Raw genomic sequence first — 18,022 nt, 5'->3', positions numbered from 1 at the left:
CGGCCATCGCCGCCGACCGTATGGTCCGAAAGAACGCAGCCGTGTGACGCTGCCTACTCCGCCGCCACCGGCATCCGCGCCATTTCCATCTCGCGCAGGGCCCGGCGGTACTCGACCGGCATCACCTTGACGAACTTGGTGCGGAAGCCCGCCCAATCGTCGAGAATCTGCTTGGCCTTCGGCGAGCCGGTATACTTGAGATGGTTGGTGAGGAGCTGGCTGAGCCGCTCCTCGTCGTGGCCCGACATGTCGGCGAGGATGTCGACCCGGCCCTTGGTCTCCAGATCGCCGTCCTGGTGGAAGCGACGCATGATGTCGTCCTCCTCCTCCACGGGCTCCAGATCGACCATCGACAGGTTGCAGCGGTCGCGGAACGAGCCGTCCTCGTCGAGGACATAGGCGAGACCGCCCGACATGCCCGCCGCGAAGTTGCGGCCGGTGACGCCGATGGAGACCACGACGCCGCCGGTCATGTATTCGCAGCCATGGTCGCCCATGCCCTCGACCACCGCGATGGCGCCGGAATTCCGCACGGCGAAGCGCTCGCCGGCCGCGCCGCGAATGTAGCATTCGCCCGCGATGGCACCGTAGAGCACGGTGTTGCCGGCCATGATCGTGCGGGCGGGGGGCGCCTTCAGCCCCTCGCTCGGACGGATGATCAGCTTGCCGCCGGACAGGCCCTTGCCGACATAGTCGTTGCCGTGGCCGGTGAGATCGAAGGTCACGCCCGCGGCGAGCCACGCGCCGAAGCTCTGTCCGGCGGTGCCGGAGAGCTTCACCACGATGGTGTCGTCCGGCAGGCCATCGTGGCCATGCGCCTTGGCGACCGCCCCCGAGAGCATGGCACCCGCCGCGCGGTCCGAGTTGCGGATCACGTCGGTGAGGGTCACGGCCTCGCCCGTCGCCAGCGCCTGCTCGGCGCCCGCGATCAGGCGGCGGTCGAGCACCGTATCGATCGGGTGACTCTGCTTCTCGACATGGCGGATCGCCACCTCCGGCCCGACCTCGGGACGGTGGAACAGCTTCGAGAAGTCGAGCCCGCGGGCCTTCCAGTGCTCGATCGCCTCGCGCTTGTCGAGGAGATCCGAGCGGCCGATCAGGTCCTCGATCTTGGTGAAGCCCATCGCCGCCATCAGCTCCCGCAGCTCTTCGGCCACGAAGAAGAAGTAGTTGACGACGTGCTCGGGCGTCCCCTTGAAGCGCTTGCGCAGCACCGGATCCTGGGTGGCGACCCCCACGGGGCAGGTGTTGAGATGGCACTTGCGCATCATGATGCAGCCCGCCGCGATCAGCGGCGCGGTCGAGAAGCCGATCTGGTCGGCGCCGAGCAGCACCGCGATCATCACGTCCTTGCCGGTGCGGATGCCGCCATCGGCCTGCAGCGCCACGCGACCGCGCAGGCCGTTGAGCACCAGCGTCTGCTGGGTCTCGGCGAGCCCGGTCTCCCAGGGGCCGCCCGCATGCTTGATCGAGGTGAGCGGGGCGGCACCGGTGCCGCCGTCGAAGCCCGAGATCGTGATGTGGTCGGCGCGCGCCTTGGCGACGCCCGCCGCGACCGTGCCGACGCCGACCTCGGAGACGAGCTTCACCGAGATGTCGGCCGCCGGGTTCACGTTCTTCAGGTCGAAGATCAGCTGGGCCAGATCCTCGATCGAGTAGATGTCGTGATGCGGCGGCGGCGAGATCAGGCCGACGCCCGGCGTCGCGTAGCGCACCTTGGCGATCTTGGCGTCGACCTTGTGGCCGGGCAGCTGGCCGCCCTCGCCGGGCTTCGCGCCCTGCGCCACCTTGATCTGGATCATGTCGCCGTTGACGAGGTACTCGGTCGTGACGCCGAAGCGGCCCGACGCCACCTGCTTGATCGCCGAGCGGCGCGAGCGGCCGTCCGGACCGGTGACGAACCGGCGCGGCTCCTCGCCGCCCTCGCCCGAGTTCGAGCGGCCGCCGAACGAGTTCATCGCGATGGCGAGCGTCTCGTGCGCTTCCTTCGAGATCGAGCCGTAGGACATCGCGCCCGTGGCGAACCGCTTGACGATCTCGGCGGCCGGCTCGACGGCCGAGAGCTCGACCGGCTCGCGGCCGAGATCGGCGGCGGTCTTGATCCGGAACAGGCCGCGCAGGGTCTTGAGGTGGTTCTCCTGCTCGTTCACGAGCCGGGCATATTCGCGGTAGCGCTCGTCCGCACCGAGGCGCACCGCGTGCTGCAGCGTCGCCACGGTGTCGGGCGTCCAGGTATGGGTCTCGCCGCGCAGGCGGTAGGCGTATTCGCCGCCGACATCGAGGGCGTTGCGGTAGATCGGCGCGTCGCCGAAGGCGTCGCGGTGACGCTCCGCCGTCTCGCGGGCGACTTCGGCCATGCCGATGCCGCCGATGGTGGTGGCGGTGCCGAAGAAGTCCCGCGCCACGAAATCGGCGTTGAGGCCGATCGCGTCGAAGATCTGCGCGCCGCAATAGGACTGGTAGGTCGAGATGCCCATCTTGGACATGACCTTGAGCAGACCCTTATCGATCGACTTGATGTAGCGGTAGACGATCTCGTCGTCGGTCAGGTCCGGCGGGAACTCGTCCTTCATCGCCAGCAGCGTCTCGAAGGCGAGATACGGGTTCACGGCCTCGGCGCCGTAGCCCGCGAGGCAGGCGAAGTGATGCACCTCGCGCGGCTCGCCCGACTCGACCACGAGGCCGACCGAGGTGCGCAAGCCCTTGCGGATCAGGTAGTTGTGGACCGCCGCGGTCGCCAGCAGCGCCGGGATCGGGATGCGGTCCGGCCCGACCATGCGGTCCGACAGGATGATGATGTTGTAGCCGCCGCGCACGGCGACCTCGGCCCGGTCGCACAGGCGGTCGAGTGCGCCCTCCATCGCCGTGGCACCGGCCTCGGCGGCGTAGGTGATGTCGAGGGTGCGGGTGTCGAAGCGGTCCTCGAAATGCGAGATCGAGCGGATCTTCTCGAGGTCGCCGTTGGTCAGGATCGGCTGACGCACCTCGAGCCGCTTGCGGCGGGAGGCGCCTTCCATGTCGAGCAGGTTCGGCCGCGGCCCGATGAACGAGACGAGGCTCATCACGGCCTCCTCGCGGATCGGATCGATCGGCGGGTTGGTGACCTGCGCGAAGTTCTGCTTGAAATAGGTGTAGAGCAGCTTGGGCTTGTCGGAGAGCGCCGAGAGCGGCGTGTCCGATCCCATGGAGCCGACGGCCTCCTGGCCGGTCACGGCCATCGGGGCCATGAGCAGCTTGAGGTCTTCCTGGGTGTAGCCGAAGGCCTGCTGGCGATCGAGCAGCGACACGTCGGTGCGCGAGGCGCGCGGGCTGATCGGGTGCAGTTCCTCCAGCACGATCTGGGTGTTCTTCACCCACTCGGCGTAGGGGTGCGCGCCGGCCAGCTCACCCTTGATCTCCTCGTCGGAGACGATGCGGCCCTTCTCGAGGTCGATCAGCAGCATCCGGCCCGGCTGGAGACGCCAGGACTGGACGATCTTCTCGTCCGGGATCGGCAGCACGCCCATCTCGGAGGCGAGCACGACGAGGCCGTCATCGGTGACGATGTAGCGGGCCGGACGCAGGCCGTTGCGGTCGAGGGTGGCGCCGATCTGGCGGCCGTCGGTGAACGCGACCGCGGCCGGGCCGTCCCACGGCTCCATCAGGGCGGCGTGATACTCGTAGAAGGCGCGCCGCTCCTCGCTCATGAGCGGATTGCCCGCCCAAGCCTCGGGGATGAGCATCATCATCGCGTGGGCCAACGAGTAGCCGCCGGCCACGAGGAATTCGAGGGCGTTGTCGAAGCAGGCGGTGTCGGACTGGCCCTCGTAGGAGATCGGCCAGATCTTCGAGATGTCGTTGCCGAACAGCTCCGAATCGACGCTCGCCTGACGCGCGGCCATCCAGTTCACGTTGCCGCGCAGCGTGTTGATCTCGCCGTTATGCGCGACCATCCGGTAGGGGTGCGACAGGCGCCAGGTCGGGAAGGTGTTGGTGGCGAAGCGCTGGTGGACCAGGGCCAGAGCCGAGACGTAACGCGGGTCCTTCAGGTCGGTGTAGTAGTGGCCGAGCTGGTGCACGAGCACCATGCCCTTGTAGACGATGGTCCGGCTCGACACGGAGACGGGATAGAACTCCATCAGTCGCTGGTCGCCGTGGCCGTAGACCTTCCCGGAGATCACCTTGCGGGCGATGTAGACCCGCCGTTCGAAGGTGTCCTGCTCGGTCACGCTCGACGGGCAGCCGATGAAGACCTGACGGTGATGCGGCTCCGTCTCCTTCACGGCCTTGCCGAGATCGGTCGAGTCGACCGGCACGTCGCGCCAGCCGAGCAGCGGCAGACCCTCGTCCGAGAGCGTCTTCTCGACGATCTCCTCGATGATCGCGCGGGCCTCGCCCGCCTGCGGCATGAAGAACTGGCCGATGGCGTATTGGCCGGCGGGCGGCAATTCGAAGCCCAGGCGCGAGCATTCCTCGGCGAAGAAGCCGTGCGGGATCTGGGTGAGAATGCCGCAGCCATCGCCCATGGTCGGGTCGGCGCCGACCGCCCCACGATGGTCGATATTCTCCAGGATCTTCAGGCCCTGCTCGACGATCGCATGGCTGCGCCGGTCATGCATGTCGGCGACGAAGCCGACGCCGCAGGCGTCGCGCTCATGGGCCGGATCGTAGGCGCCCTGCGCCCGCGGCAGGGCGGGATCGCGCAGGATCAGCGGCGCGGGACCAGCCCGCGAGGGAGCCGGAGCCGCCATGGAGGCTTCTTGCTCGACCACCGACAGTTCAGACGGAATTCCACTCATCGTCCGCCAATCTCCGACCCTGCTCGCATGCGAGCATGTTTCGTGCCCGAACACCAACGGTGACCGGGCCGCGCGCTTCTTTAGCCGATCGGATCCTGTCGGGGTCTTCCTGCCGGAATCGCCCGCGAGACCCGCGGGCTGCAGCGTCCGGCTTCGCTCAGCCGTCGCTCGCCCGGATCGCCTTGACGGTCGCCGGTTTGTCAGCTCGTTCGGACGTCACGTCGATCACGTGAGGAATCCCCAAAGCTCGCCCGGCGGCCAGCGCGACAAATGGGACAGTGTTGCTGTCCTATAGGGGACGTTGCCAGATTTTAGAGTTTCCAGCAAGGGGCGTGGAGCCGCAGCCGCGCGCCTTTCAATCATGCGCCGGAGCATGCCCCCAATTCGCCCGACGCGCCCCTCTGCTCCGGCTTGCGCCGCCGCCCGCCATCGGTCGTCGCACGGGGCGGTTGCTTCCGCTTCGCAATCTCGCCCCATTCGGAGTCTTCAACCCACGGCGCCGACACGGAGGGAATGCGGGGATCGCGACCACCCGTGGCGCCGGGAGACCTGCGACCAACAGCGGGCTCCCGGGCTCAAAGTCTTTTCCCGTTTCGCTCTCGCGAGGTCCGTATGGCTCCGAGCCGTCCCGTCCCCGGTCGTGCCGCGAGGATTCTGCGCCGCGCGGGCGTCGCCGCGCTCCTCCTCGGCGTCGGCCTGGAGGGAGCCGCCGCCCAAGGCTTCGCCAGACCCTACTCTTGGGGTCACTCTTTGGGGCACTCTTGGGGTTACGGCCCGGAGGACGTCTACGACGACCGCGCCGAAGCGCCGCTGTCGCCGCGCGCCGTGGCCGACAGCCTGCAGGATCGCGGCTTCACCGAGATCGGGCGCCCGCGCTTCGACGGGCGTGCCTATCGGGTCGAGGCCACCGGTCCGCGCGGCGCCCGGATGCGTCTCCTGGTCGATGCCCGCGACGGCGCCGTGATCGGCCGCGAGGCTCTCGGCGAGGCCTATTATCCCTCCGCCCTGCGCCCGCGCCCCGTGGCGCCGGGCTATGGCTGGACCGAGGAGGACGACCGGCCCCGTCGCATCCGCGAGGCCGAGCGGCTCGTGCCCCCCGCCGACATCCCCTCCATGGCCCCCTCCGCCGCCCGCTCCCCTGCCCCCTTGGCGCCGCGCGGCCCGTCCCTCGACGACGGCCGTATCCGGTCCGAGCGTGCGGCACCGTCGCGCCCCGTGCTTCCGCGCCAGGAGGCCAATGCCGGTATCGCCCCGCAGATCGCGCCGGACGCCAACCCCTCCGGTCTCAACCCCGACGCGGCCTCCCGCCCGGACGCACCGCGCCGGACCGCGAAGGTCGCGCCACCGGCCAAGCCCGCGGCCGCCCGCACGGCCCCCCTCGCCCCTGCCCCCAGCCTGCGCCCGGCCGAGGCGGCGGCGCCCCGGGAGATGACGCCGGCGGCGAAGACGGACGAGAAACCCGTGGATGCGGCGCCTGCGAAGAGTGCCGAGCCCACGGGTCAGCCGGCGGCGGCCAAGGCCGCCGAGTCCGCGCCTGCGCCGAAGGACCGCGCCTGGCAGGATCCGCCCGCCGACGGCGCACGCAAACCCGTCCGGGTGATCGGCGGCGCGACGATCGTCCCCGGCGGCACCGGCGAGGCCGGCGCGAACTAAGCGACGGCCCGAAGAGTCGGGGCCGGCTGTCGCGAAAAGCGAATGCGGAACAGAAGCCGAAAGATTCGTCCTGGATCTGACAGTCAGGACGATTCTCGGCGGCGTCAGCCTTCCTCGCCCGCGAGGATCAGGCGTTCGCGTCCGGAAAACACCGTCAGGGTGTCCGACCGGGCGATGGCGCAGAGCGTCATGCCGTGGCAGCGCGCCCGCTCGATGGCGAGCGAGGTCGGCGCCGAGATCGCCACCAGCACCGAGGCGCCGAGGGTGGCGGCCTTCTCCGCCATCTCGAAGGAGCAGCGGCTGGTGATGACGAGGAAGCCCTCGTCCGGACGCACGCCCTCCTGCATCAGGGCACCGATCAGCTTGTCGAGGGCGTTGTGACGGCCGACATCCTCGCGCACGGCGGCGAGCGTGCCGTCGAGCCGGGCCCAGGCTGCGGCATGCACGGCGCGGGTTTCCCGGTTGAGAGCCTGCCGGTCGGATAGGGCATCGAGCGCCGCCTGGATCGCGCCGAGGGCGACCCGCGGGCCGCTCACGGCACCGTCCTCCCGCACCCGTGCCATGGGCAGGGCCGCGAGGTCGTCGATGCCGCAGACCCCGCAGCCGGTCCGACCGCTGATGGCGCGCTTTCGGGCGAGATGCTCACGCAAGCGCCCCGGCGCCAGATCGACGAGCAGTCGCAGGCCGCCCTCCCCCTCCTCCACCGAGACGGCGCGGATCTCGTCGGGCGTCTCGACCACGCCCTCGGTCAGGCTGAAACCGTAAGCGAAATCGGTCAGGTCGGCGGGCGTCAGCATCATCACGGCGTAGGGAACGGTCCCGTACACCACGTTGACCGGCGTCTCGACGGCGAGCGCGCGCGAATCGGCTTTCGGCGCCGGTGCGTCGTAGGCCAACACCAAAGTGCCGACCCTGACGGAAGACGGCGGAAACGCCGCACCCGTGCCCGCTCCGCCCTGATCCATCGTCACGCCTTCATAAACCGCCGAATGTCATGCCAGTACCATTGACCCGCGTCCAACCGACGCGAAGCGACGCCGTTGCGGTTGCGGTTTTATGATCAGTATGGTTCTACGTCGCGATCGCCCGTCCGGCAGCGCCAGGTCAAGCCGAAGAACTCGGCTTGGCACGTCACGGTCGGGTCGCCCGCGGGATTTGCGACCACGCTGCGCGAATTCAAGGGCTAAGAACTCAACAGGTATTTTGGGGAGCCAGGCGGGGAACATGCGGAAGACGCAGGCGCAACATCGGTCATCGTGGGGGGCCGGCGCGCTCGTCGCCCTCCTCTTCACGTCGTCCTCCGCCCTCGCGGCCGGGATCGGCCAGCCCGAGCCGTGGCAGATGGACCGTCAGGTGGCGGTGACGGCGGAGGCCGCCGACCTTCATCTCTTCGAGAACGGGCTGCATTGGCTCGCGTTCGGCATCTCGCTGTTCGTGCTGGCGCTCATCGTCTACGTGATCTTCAAGTTCAACGAGAAGGCGAATCCGACGCCCTCGCGTACCACCCACAATACGATGATCGAGGTCGCCTGGACAATCATTCCGGTGCTGATTCTCGTCGCCGTGGCGATCCCGTCGTTCCGCACCCTGCGCACTCAGCTTTCCGATCCGAAGGCCGACGTGATGGTCAAGGTGATCGGCCACGCGTGGTACTGGTCCTACGAGTACCCGACCGCGGGCGATAAGGGCGGCTTCACGTTCGACGCCAACGTCGACGAGGACAAGCAGCCCAAGCTCCTGGCCACCGACAACGACATGGTCGTGCCGGTCGGCAAGGTCGTGAAGGTGCAGGTCACCTCCGGCGACGTGATCCATTCCTGGGCGGTTCCCTCCTTCGGCGGCAAGATCGACGCGATCCCCGGCCGCCTGAACCAGTGGTGGTTCCGGGCCGACCGCGAGGGCGTGTACCACGGCCAGTGCTCCGAGCTGTGCGGCGCCCGCCACGCCTACATGCCGATCACCGTGCGCGTGGTCTCCGAGCAGGCCTATGCCGAGTGGCTGACCGAGGCGAAGACCAAGTTCGCCGCGATCGACGACGGCTCGCGCCTCGCGGACGCCCGCTGACGCTTCGACGGGCCGGGGCCGCCGCTCCGGCCGACCCTTCAATCGCCAGAGGCGACAGACATCTGAGCAAGGCATAGAGATGGCCACAGCCGCAGCACATGCCGGGCACGACGCCCACGACGACCACAAGCCTTCCTTCTTCGCCCGTTGGTTCCTCTCCACGAACCACAAGGATATCGGCACCCTCTACCTCGTGTTCGCCTTCATGGCGGGCACCATCGGCGCGTTCCTCTCCTTCGGCATCCGCATGGAGATGGAGGAGCCGGGGCTCCAGTACTTCTCGAATCCGGCCACCTACAACGTGTTCGTGACCGGCCACGGCCTCATCATGGTGTTCTTCATGGTGATGCCCGCCCTCATCGGCGGCTTCGGCAACTGGTTCGTCCCGCTGATGATCGGCGCGCCGGACATGGCCTTCCCGCGGATGAACAACATCTCGTTCTGGCTGACCGTGTCGGGCTTCGCCTGCCTCGTCTGCTCGCTGTTCGTCGAGGGGTCGCCCGGCGCGCAGGGCGCAGGAACCGGCTGGACCGTCTACCCGCCGCTCTCCTCCTCGGCCGGCCATCCGGGCCCGGCGGTCGATTTCGCGATCTTCTCGCTCCACCTCGCCGGTGCGGGCTCGATCCTCGGCGCGATCAACTTCATCACCACCATCCTGAACATGCGCGCCCCCGGCATGACGCTGCACAAGATGCCGCTCTTCGCCTGGGCCGAGCTGGTCACCGCCTTCCTGCTGCTCCTGTCGCTTCCGGTTCTCGCCGGCGCGATCACGATGCTGCTCACGGACCGTAACTTCGGCACCACCTTCTTCGCCCCCGAGGGCGGCGGCGATCCGGTGCTCTACCAGCACCTGTTCTGGTTCTTCGGTCACCCCGAAGTGTACGTGATGATCCTGCCGGCCTTCGGCATCGTCTCGCACATCATCGCCACCTTCTCGCGCAAGCCCGTCTTCGGCTACCTCGCCATGGCCTACGCCATGGTCGCCATCGGCGTCGTCGGCTTCGTCGTGTGGGCCCACCACATGTACACCGTCGGCCTGTCGCTCCAGACGCAGTCCTACTTCGTCTTCGCGACCATGGTGATCGCGGTCCCGACCGGCGTGAAGATCTTCTCCTGGATCGCGACCATGTGGGGCGGCTCGATCCGCTTCACCGCCGCGATGCACTGGGCGGTCGGCTTCATCTTCCTGTTCACGGTCGGCGGCGTGACCGGCGTCGTGCTCGCCAACTCGGCGGTCGATAAGTACCTGCACGACACCTACTACGTCGTCGCGCACTTCCACTACGTGCTCTCGCTCGGCGCCGTGTTCATCATCTTCGCCGGTATCTACTACTGGTTCCCGAAGATGACCGGCCACATCATCCCCGAATGGGCGGGCAAGCTGCACTTCTGGCTGGCCTTCGTCGGTGCGAACATCCTGTTCTTCCCGATGCACTTCCTCGGCCTCGCCGGCATGCCGCGCCGCTACGCCGACTACCCGGAGGCCTTCGCCGGCTGGCACAAGGTCGCGACCCTGGGCGGTCACGTCTTCGCCCTCGGCATGGTGGTCTTCGTGATCGGCATCGCCCTGGCGTTCCGCTCCAAGGCCCGCGCCGCGGACAATCCGTGGGGTGAGGGTGCCACCACCCTCGAGTGGACGCTGTCCTCGCCCCCGCCCTTCCACCAGTTCGAGACGCTCCCCAAGATCGTCGACGAGCCGGCCCACTAAACGACAGGATCGCGAGGACCGCCCCGGCGGTCCTCGCCCTTTCCCGGAATTCTTCCGCGCCGCGGGAGGCTTCCGGCAAGGGGCGGCGCCGAACTTGCCTCATGACATTGTCCGCCGGCCGGGCATGGCGTGAGGGTCGCAGACGGCGCGATCCGACATCCCGGACACGCACGCGTTTCCACTCCAAGCGTTCAGAACACGGTTTTCATGACGAGCCTGTCGAACAGCCTCACGGTCGACACCAAAGCCGCGTCGTTCGCCCCCGCCGTCGGCGGCGAGGTGCGCGACTTCTTCGCCCTGCTCAAACCGCGGGTGATGGTGCTCGTCATCTTCACGGCGCTCGTCGGCATGGTCGTGTCGCACGCCACCGTGAACCCGGTGATCGCGGCGATCTCGCTCCTGATGATCGCCGTCGGGGCCGGCGCCTCCGGCTGCCTCAACATGTGGTGGGACGCCGACATCGACGCCCTGATGACCCGCACGGCCAAGCGGCCGATCCCGGACGGGCGTATCCGCCCCGACGAGGCGCTGACCTTCGGCATCGTGCTCTCGGTCGGCTCGGTGCTGATCCTCGGCCTCGCCTCCAACTGGCTCGCCGCGGGGCTCCTGGCCTTCACCATCGTCTTCTACGCCGTCATCTACTCGATGTGGCTGAAGCGGGCGACGGCGCAGAACATCGTCATCGGCGGCGCCGCGGGGGCCCTCCCCCCGGTGGTCGGCCAGGCTGCGGTGACCGGCCATGTCGGCATCGAGTCGCTGATCCTGTTCGCGATCATCTTCATCTGGACGCCGCCGCATTTCTGGGCGCTCGCGCTGGTGAAGAGCGGCGAGTACGCGCGGGCCGGCATCCCGATGATGCCGAACGTCGCCGGTCCCGATTCCACCCGCCGCCAGATCGTCTGGTACACCCTGCTGCTCGCCCCGCTCGGCCTCGCGCCGGTCGTCTTCGGCTTCGGCGGCTGGCTCTATGCGCTCGTCGGCGTGCTCGGCGGGCTCGGCATGCTGGCCAGTTCCGTGCAGGTGTTCCGCCAGCGTCAGGGCGAACCTGAGCGCAAGGCGGCCATGGGCCTGTTCGCCTTCTCGATCCTCTACCTGTTCCTGCTATTCTCGGCGCTGCTGGCCGAGCAGGGGCTCGGCCTCTACCGCGCAGTCCTGGCATGAGGCCCGCCGTGAGTGATCTCCCCGACGGCCTACGTCCGCTGACGCCCGAAGAGGCCCAGACCCGCCGCAAGCGCTCGCTCGCCATCGCGCTGACGCTCGGGGCCCTGGTGATCCTGTTCTTCGTGCTGACCATCGCCAAGCTCGGACCGCAGGTCCTTCAGCGTCCGCTCTGAGGAGGCCGGTGCGATGAGCGGCAGCCAGGACGACGGACGGCAGCGGGCGGCCCGCGGCGTACGCCGCACGGTGGCGGCCTGCGCCGGCATGGTGCTCGCCATGGGCGGCCTCGCCCTGGCCTCCGCGCCCCTCTACGACATGTTCTGCAAGGCGACCGGCTTCAACGGCACGCCGCTGGTGGGCGCCGCCCCGACGGCCGCGACCGGCGAGGCCCTGGCCCCGGTCACGGTCCGCTTCGACACCAACGTGTCCAAGAACCTGTCCTGGCGCTTCCGGCCGGAGCAATCGAGCGTCGAGGCGGTCCCGGGCCAGACCGCGACGGTGTTCTTCAAGGTGACGAATGTCGGCAAGGAGCCCGCCAAGGGCATCGCCGTGTTCAACGTCCAGCCCGACCTGATGGGCAGCTACTTCGTCAAGGTGCAGTGCTTCTGCTTCGACGAACACCTGCTCCAGCCGGGCGAGTCGGCCGAATTCCCGCTGGTCTTCTACGTCGATCCGGCGATGCGGAAGGATCCCGACATCGGCACGCTCTCGGAAATGACGCTGTCCTACACCTACTTCCCGTCGAAGAACGGGGCGCCGGTGGCGGAAATCGCCAAACCGGCACGGACATCGAATTTCTGAGGACGTCGGTATTTCTGGGACCCCAAGCGTGACAAGGGCGCGGGGGCCGCAGTAGAGCTTCACCGGGACCGGGCGTCGAAACCCGATCCTCAACAAGGCACACAAGGCCCGGGCTGTCGATGCGACGACGGGTACGGGCGAAGGGAGACCAGTTGCGATGGCCGGGGCGCACGCCAAGAACCACGACTACCACATCATCAACCCGAGCCCGTGGCCCCTCCTCGGTGCGTTCTCCGGGTTCCTGATGGCCTTCGGCGCCGTCTTCTGGATGAAGGGTCTCTCGGCCGGCGGTCTCGCCATCGGCCCCTACGTGTTCGGCGCCGGCACGCTCGGCGTGCTCTACACCATGCTGTCGTGGTGGAAGGACGTCACCCACGAGGCCAATTCGGGCGACCACACCCGCGTCGTGCAACTCCACCACCGCTACGGCATGATCATGTTCATCGCCTCCGAGGTGATGTTCTTCGTGGCGTGGTTCTGGGCCTATTTCGAGGCCGCGGTCTACACCGCCGACCCGATCCAGGCGACGCGCGTCGAGTTCACCGGCGGCGTCTGGCCGCCGAAGGGCATCGAGGCGTTCGACCCCTGGCACCTTCCGCTGCTCAACACCCTGATCCTGCTCACCTCCGGCACCACCGTGACCTGGGCTCACCACGCCCTGCTGCACGGTGACCGCAAGGGCCTGAAGATGGGCCTGTGGCTGACGATCATCCTCGGCGTGCTGTTCACCGCCTGCCAGGCCTACGAGTACGCCCACGCCCATTTCGGCTTCTCGGGCTCGATCTACTCGTCGACCTTCTTCATGGCGACGGGCTTCCACGGTGCCCACGTCATCATCGGCACGATCTTCCTCGCCGTCTGCCTGCTGCGCACCTACCAGGGTGACTTCACCCCGAAGCAGCATCTCGGCTTCGAGTTCGCGGCCTGGTACTGGCATTTCGTCGACGTGGTGTGGCTGTTCCTGTTCGCCGCGATCTACGTCTGGGGTGCGGGCGCCGGCGGCGGCGCCCACTGAGGCAACCGCCTTTTCGCTGCCCGGGCGCAAGGCGCGGGCGGCGATCTCGAAGGGCGGCGTGAGCCGCCCTTTTTCGTGCGCTTTCGCCACCGGCCCGCCATATCCGGGGGGACGCGAGGATCGAGCCCGTGAACCGAGTTGCCTCCCATCCCTCCCCGATCCCGACCGGCCTGCGCGGACGCTGCCCGGCCTGCGGCGAGGGCCACCTGTTCCGCGGCTTCCTCGCGGTTCGGCCGGCCTGCGAGGTCTGCGGCCAGGATTTCTCGCGCTTCGATTCCGCCGACGGTCCCGCTTTCTTCGTGATGTCGATCACCGGCTTCGTCGTGGCCGGGACCGCCCTGTGGATGGAATTCGCCTACGAGCCGCCGATCTGGGTCCACGCCCTCGTCGCGGGCACCCTCGCCATCGGTCTGAGCCTGTTGCTGGTGCGACCCCTGAAGGGGCTCCTGGCCGCCGTCCAGTTCGCCAACAAGGCCGAGCAGGGGCGCTTCCGCGCATGACCGCCGCCGACCGCTCCGCCCGCCTGCGCGGCCTGATCGCCCCCGGCCTCGCCGCCCTCGTCTGCCTGGCGATCCTCGTCGGCCTCGGGGTCTGGCAGCTCGCCCGCAAGGGCGAGAAGGAGGCGCTGATCGCCCGGATCATCGAACGCTCCCATGCCGAGCCCCCGGCCGCTCCCCCGCCCTTCGCGGATTGGGATCCGAAGGCCGACGAGTTCCGCCGGGTGCGGGCGGGCGGCATCCTCCTCCATGACCGGGAGACGCTGGTCCACGGCCTCGCGCCGGGCGAACCCGGCCGGGCACTCCAGGGCTACTACGTGCTGACGCCGCTCCGGCGGGAGGACGGCACCACCATCCTGATCAATCGCGGTTTCGTGCCGACGGAGCTGAAGGATCCGCAGTCGCGTGCGGCGGGCCAGGTCGGGGGCGAGACGTCCGTCACCGGCATGCTGCGGGGAAGCGAGGTCCGCACGATGTTCGTGCCCGAATCCGACCCCGCCCGCGATGCGTGGTTCACCCGCGAGATTCCGGCCATCGCGGCGGCGCGCGGGCTCACGAATGTCGCGCCCTACCTGATCGAGGCGGACGCGACGCCCAATCCCGGCGGCTGGCCCCGCGGCGGGCAGTTGCGGGTCGATCTTCCCAACAACCATCTGCAATATGCCTTCACGTGGTTCGGCATCGCCGCCTGCCTCGTCGGCGTGTTCTCTGTCTTCGCGTGGCGGCGCCTGCACGATCCGATGGAGCCCGGCGCGGCCTGACCGCGTTGGCCCGCCGCCTGCTTCTCTTCGAGCAGGCCGCGCCGGCACCGAATCGTCCGGCGCGGGAAGAACGGAGTGCCCCGCGATGCGCACCGCTGCCGTCCTGATCGCCCTCATCCTTGCCGCCCTGCCCGCCCGGGCGGACGACACCGCCCAGAAGGCCGCTCGCGCCACCATCGAGCGCCAGATCGAGGCGTTCCGGCGCAACGACTCGGCCGGTGCCTACGCCGAAGCCGCGCCGCAGATCCGCAACCTGTTCCCTTCCCCCGACACCTTCCTCGCCATGGTGGAGAAGGGCTACGCCCCGGTCCTGCGTCCGCGCAGCTATCGCTTCGAGACCGCCGAGGAGACGGCCGAGGACGAGATCGCCCAGGGGGTGAGCCTCCAGGACGAGGCCGGGATCGACTGGGTCGCGCTCTACACCCTGCAGCGGCAGGTCGATGGCCAGTGGCGGATCACCGGCTGCCAATTGAAGAAGGCACCGGGCGACGCCGCCTGACGGACGCCGCGGATACGGGGTCTCGATCGGGGACCTACCGCGCGGCCTCGACCCGCTTGTCCGAGGCCGCGCTCGTTGCCGTACGGTCCTGAAGCCGTTCGACCGCCGCCGCGATGAGATCGCGCGAGGCGTGCAGGGTCCCGAGTTCGACCGCCGACATCGCTCGCATCACCGGCAGGAGATTCTCCCCCGCCCGCCCGTCCTCCCCGAACAGCCGCAGATCGTCCTCGGGGCCGACGCCGACGCTGCCCGCGATGCGGGCGGCGTAGTTGCGGATGCGCGTCTCGTCGCTGGTGCAGAGCGGGGCCGGGATGGAGAGATCGAGCAGGCTGCCCTTCGGCAGGGAGGCGGCGAGCGGCGGCAGCGATGCGGATTCCACCACGAGCCGGCTCGGGGCGAGGAGCGCGGCCGGATCCGCCGCGGCGCGCGTCACCGGGCCGGCCGAGGCCGCAGTGAGCCCGGTGGCGATCTCGGTCGCGGGCCTCAGCGCGGGAAGCGCCGCCGCGCGGGGAACGGGGACGCGCCCCGGATGGCCGGCGAGGCGTGCCCGCGCCGACCAGGGCTGTACCCGCAGGCCGCCCGCCACGGGGGCCGCCGCCCGCGCCACGCCGCCCCGTCCGTGGCGCGCCAGGAAGCGGGCGCGCAAGGTGCGGCCGATGCCCTGCGGTGCGATCCCCGCCGAGATCGCGGGCCCTGCGGCGGCGCGGGCGATTGTCCCGGCTTTCGGGGCCGCCGCGCGGTTCAGGGGACGCGGCCCTCCGCACTCGGCGGGTGCCCAGCGTCGGACGATGGCGAGCGCCGTGCGGCGGCCGTAATCGCGATAGTAGCGGCGTAGGAGCTGGGCCGCCGCGTCGGCGCCGTCGGCGGCGGTGGCGAAGCCGGTATGCCCCTCCGCGTCGCCGCCGAGCTCCCCCGTCCAGCGGGCCTGCTTCACGCACCAGTAATTGTTGAGCCGCACGCAGCGGGCGACGAAGCCGGGCTCGGCCGCGGCGTAGCGCACCACGAGGGCGAGGGAGGTCGGGGCGAGGTTGTCGCCGGCTTGATCCCGCCAGTTCGACACCGCCCGGGCGACGAGGCTGAGGCTCGGCGGCAGGGCCGGGGCGATCGGCGCCGTCGGAACGCTCGGGAGGCGTGCCTGGATCGCCTGCCCGGCGGCCCGCCCGGCCGTCTCGGCCTCGCGCGGCAGCATCGACAGGACGAGGAGGGCTTCGAGGAGCAAGGCATTCCCCAACGGGCGACCGGGCGGTGCGGCCCGTCTGACGGAGGCCGGCCCATCGGAAACGGCGAGCGGGGCCGGAGGGTTCTCCAGCTTCCGACCCCGCCGCGAGACCGCGCCCAGCATCGAATGCGGGAGGTCGCCCGAAGCGATCGGGCCGGATGCGGCGCGCGCGTCAGTCGTCCTCCATCTCCGCCGCGAGCTGGCGCGGGCGCACGTAGCGCAGGAGCGTCCCGGCCCCGTCGGTGATGGCGGACCAGTTCTCGATCTCGAAGGTGATCACCGCCAGGGCCGCGGTCGGAAACTTCTCCCGCAGATCGCGTCGCAGATCCTTCGGGCCCTCGCCGACGAGGCGCAGGGCCGCGTCGCCCAGTCCCGGATTGTGGCCGATGATCAGGAGCGTCGCGGCCTCATCCGGTGCGGAGCGGATCGCGTCGAGGATGCGGGCGGAGGGCGCCTCGTAGATCGAGGGCACGGTCTCCTCGCGCGTACCGTGGAGGAAGGGCCGCACGGCCTCCCAGGTCTCCTGCGTGCGCCGCGCGGGCGAGACCATGGCATGGTCCGGCCGAAAGCCCTCGCGGGCGATGTAATCGCCCATCAGGGGGGCGGCGTCGCACCCGCGGGGCGCGAGCGGCCGATCGATATCGGCGACGCCCTGCGGATAGCCGGATTTGGCGTGACGCAGCAGCAGCAGGCGACGCATCAGCGGAAGCCCACCACGGCATGGGGCACGTAGGGCGCTTCGAGCGCCGCGATCTCCTCCGGCGTGAGGGCGAGATCGAGGGCGGCGACCGCATCGTCGAGATGCTGCGGCTTCGAGGCCCCGACGATCGGCGCGGCCACGCCCGGCTTCTGCAGCACCCAGGCCAACGCGACTTGCGCCCGCGGCACGCCACGGTTTCGCGCGATCTCGGCCACCGCCTCGACCACCCGGCGGTCCGCCTCGACGGTCGCGTCGTAGAGACCCTTGCCGACGAGGTCGCTGTCCTGCCGGGCGCTGCCCTCGTCAAAATCGCGGGTCAGCCGGCCCCGGGCGAGCGGGCTCCACGGCAGCAGCGGAATGCCCTGGTCGGCGCAGAGCGGCAGCATCTCTCGCTCCTCCTCCCGATGGAGCAGGTTGAGATGATTCTGCATGGTGGCGAACCGCGTCCAGCCGTTGAGGTCGGCGGTGTAGAGCGCCTTGGCGAACTGCCAAGCGAACATCGACGAGGCGCCGATATACCGGGCCTTGCCGGCCTTCACGACGTCGTGGAGCGCCTCCAGCGTCACCTCGATCGGCGTCTCGTAGTCCCAGCGATGGATCTGGTAGAGATCGACGTAATCGGTGCCGAGCCGCTTGAGCGAGGCGTCCATGGCGGAAAAGATCGCTTTTCGCGAGAGGCCGCCCGCGTTCGGCCGGTCGGTGAGCGGATAATAGACCTTGGTCGCGAGCACGATGTCGTCGCGGCTGGCGAAATCCCGGAGCGCGCGGCCGACGATCTCCTCCGAGGTGCCGTCGGAATAGTAGTTGGCCGTGTCGAAGAAATTGATGCCGAGATCGATCGCCCGGCGGATCAGCGGCCGGCTCTCCTCCTCCCGCAGGGTCCAGGGATGAGGCCCGCGCTCGGGCACGCCGTAGGTCATGCAGCCGAGGCAGAGGGGCGAGATGTCGAGGCCGGTGCGGCCGAGCTTTTTCGTCTTCATGGAGAAGCACCGCGCGGGGTGGGCGACGCGCCCTTATCTGGGGCGGCCGGCGCCATCGTCACGGCGGCCCGGCTCTGTGACGAGCGCGGGGCTCGGTGGGATCTCGGCCCGGGCTTGGCCGAAACAGAGCCTTGCAGGAGGATATGACGCACCCGTGACGGCCAAGCTGCTTGCAAAAGGATTGCGCAC

The 18,022-nt window shown here is 69.3% G+C and carries 15 protein-coding genes; 10 read left to right on the top strand and 5 right to left on the bottom strand.

Features of this window, described 5'->3' with window-relative positions:
• Positions 1-53 precede the first annotated feature (53 nt).
• Positions 54-4,778 (bottom strand): glutamate synthase large subunit, encoded by a 4,725-nt coding sequence (gltB, locus tag MFF26_RS21335; protein WP_373324512.1) that lies wholly within the window; start codon positions 4,776-4,778, stop codon positions 54-56.
• Positions 4,779-5,390: 612 nt separating this feature from the next.
• Here gltB and MFF26_RS21330 point away from each other — a divergent pair.
• Positions 5,391-6,431 carry a hypothetical protein gene (locus tag MFF26_RS21330; protein ID WP_238308506.1) on the top strand — a complete coding sequence of 347 codons (1,041 nt, stop codon included), beginning with the start codon at positions 5,391-5,393 and terminating at the stop codon, positions 6,429-6,431.
• 104 nt (positions 6,432-6,535) lie between these two features.
• Here the strand turns inward: MFF26_RS21330 and fdhD are convergent, their stop codons facing one another.
• Positions 6,536-7,396 (bottom strand): formate dehydrogenase accessory sulfurtransferase FdhD, encoded by an 861-nt coding sequence (fdhD, locus tag MFF26_RS21325; RefSeq protein ID WP_137830517.1) that lies wholly within the window; start codon positions 7,394-7,396, stop codon positions 6,536-6,538.
• Positions 7,397-7,655: 259 nt separating this feature from the next.
• On the opposite strand from fdhD, the gene coxB reads away from it, so the two are divergent.
• The 9 genes from coxB to MFF26_RS21280 all read left to right on the top strand — a co-directional run bounded on the left by coxB (position 7,656) and on the right by MFF26_RS21280 (position 14,934).
• A complete protein-coding gene (coxB, locus tag MFF26_RS21320) occupies positions 7,656-8,495 on the top strand; it encodes a cytochrome c oxidase subunit II (protein ID WP_137830518.1) in 840 nt (279 codons plus the stop codon).
• 79 nt (positions 8,496-8,574) lie between these two features.
• On the top strand, positions 8,575-10,203 hold the full coding sequence (gene ctaD / locus MFF26_RS21315; RefSeq protein WP_137830519.1) for a cytochrome c oxidase subunit I: 1,629 nt from the start codon (positions 8,575-8,577) through the stop codon (positions 10,201-10,203).
• A gap of 207 nt (positions 10,204-10,410) precedes the next feature.
• The gene (locus MFF26_RS21310; protein ID WP_137830520.1) at positions 10,411-11,364 is read left to right on the top strand and encodes a heme o synthase; all 954 of its coding nucleotides are present in this window, start codon (positions 10,411-10,413) and stop codon (positions 11,362-11,364) included.
• Positions 11,361-11,537: a cytochrome c oxidase system small membrane protein gene (locus MFF26_RS21305; RefSeq protein WP_505744342.1), complete on the top strand. Its 177-nt coding sequence runs from the start codon at positions 11,361-11,363 to the stop codon at positions 11,535-11,537. Before MFF26_RS21310 ends, MFF26_RS21305 begins: the two co-directional genes overlap by 4 nt.
• A gap of 13 nt (positions 11,538-11,550) precedes the next feature.
• Positions 11,551-12,162 (top strand): cytochrome c oxidase assembly protein, encoded by a 612-nt coding sequence (locus MFF26_RS21300; protein WP_137830521.1) that lies wholly within the window; start codon positions 11,551-11,553, stop codon positions 12,160-12,162.
• Positions 12,163-12,319: 157 nt separating this feature from the next.
• Complete coding sequence (locus tag MFF26_RS21295; protein ID WP_137830522.1) at positions 12,320-13,177, top strand: cytochrome c oxidase subunit 3; 858 nt, start codon at positions 12,320-12,322, stop codon at positions 13,175-13,177.
• A 128-nt stretch (positions 13,178-13,305) separates the two neighbouring features.
• Positions 13,306-13,677: a DUF983 domain-containing protein gene (locus MFF26_RS21290; RefSeq protein ID WP_137830523.1), complete on the top strand. Its 372-nt coding sequence runs from the start codon at positions 13,306-13,308 to the stop codon at positions 13,675-13,677.
• Positions 13,674-14,435, top strand: coding sequence for an SURF1 family protein (locus MFF26_RS21285; RefSeq protein WP_137830524.1), 762 nt, complete (start codon positions 13,674-13,676; stop codon positions 14,433-14,435). The genes MFF26_RS21290 and MFF26_RS21285 overlap by 4 nt, the downstream gene beginning before the upstream one ends.
• Before the next feature lie 85 nt (positions 14,436-14,520).
• Positions 14,521-14,934 carry a DUF4864 domain-containing protein gene (locus tag MFF26_RS21280; protein ID WP_137830525.1) on the top strand — a complete coding sequence of 138 codons (414 nt, stop codon included), beginning with the start codon at positions 14,521-14,523 and terminating at the stop codon, positions 14,932-14,934.
• 34 nt (positions 14,935-14,968) lie between these two features.
• Here MFF26_RS21280 and MFF26_RS21275 read toward each other — a convergent pair whose 3' ends face one another.
• From MFF26_RS21275 to MFF26_RS21265, 3 genes are all read right to left on the bottom strand, one after another.
• Entirely contained in the window at positions 14,969-16,153 is a 1,185-nt protein-coding gene (locus MFF26_RS21275; RefSeq protein ID WP_137830526.1) for a hypothetical protein, read from the bottom strand.
• 172 nt (positions 16,154-16,325) lie between these two features.
• Positions 16,326-16,853 carry a SixA phosphatase family protein gene (locus MFF26_RS21270; protein ID WP_171015518.1) on the bottom strand — a complete coding sequence of 176 codons (528 nt, stop codon included), beginning with the start codon at positions 16,851-16,853 and terminating at the stop codon, positions 16,326-16,328.
• On the bottom strand, positions 16,853-17,833 hold the full coding sequence (locus tag MFF26_RS21265) for an aldo/keto reductase (protein ID WP_137830528.1): 981 nt from the start codon (positions 17,831-17,833) through the stop codon (positions 16,853-16,855). The genes MFF26_RS21270 and MFF26_RS21265 overlap by 1 nt, the downstream gene beginning before the upstream one ends.
• Between the last annotated feature and the right edge of the window lie 189 nt (positions 17,834-18,022).

Origin of the sequence: Methylorubrum suomiense (genome assembly GCF_022179765.1) — a bacterium.
In the GTDB taxonomy this organism is placed as follows: domain Bacteria; phylum Pseudomonadota; class Alphaproteobacteria; order Rhizobiales; family Beijerinckiaceae; genus Methylobacterium; species Methylobacterium suomiense.
The sequence above is the reverse complement of the archived record's forward strand: the minus strand, read 5'-3'. Positions and strand labels throughout refer to the sequence as shown.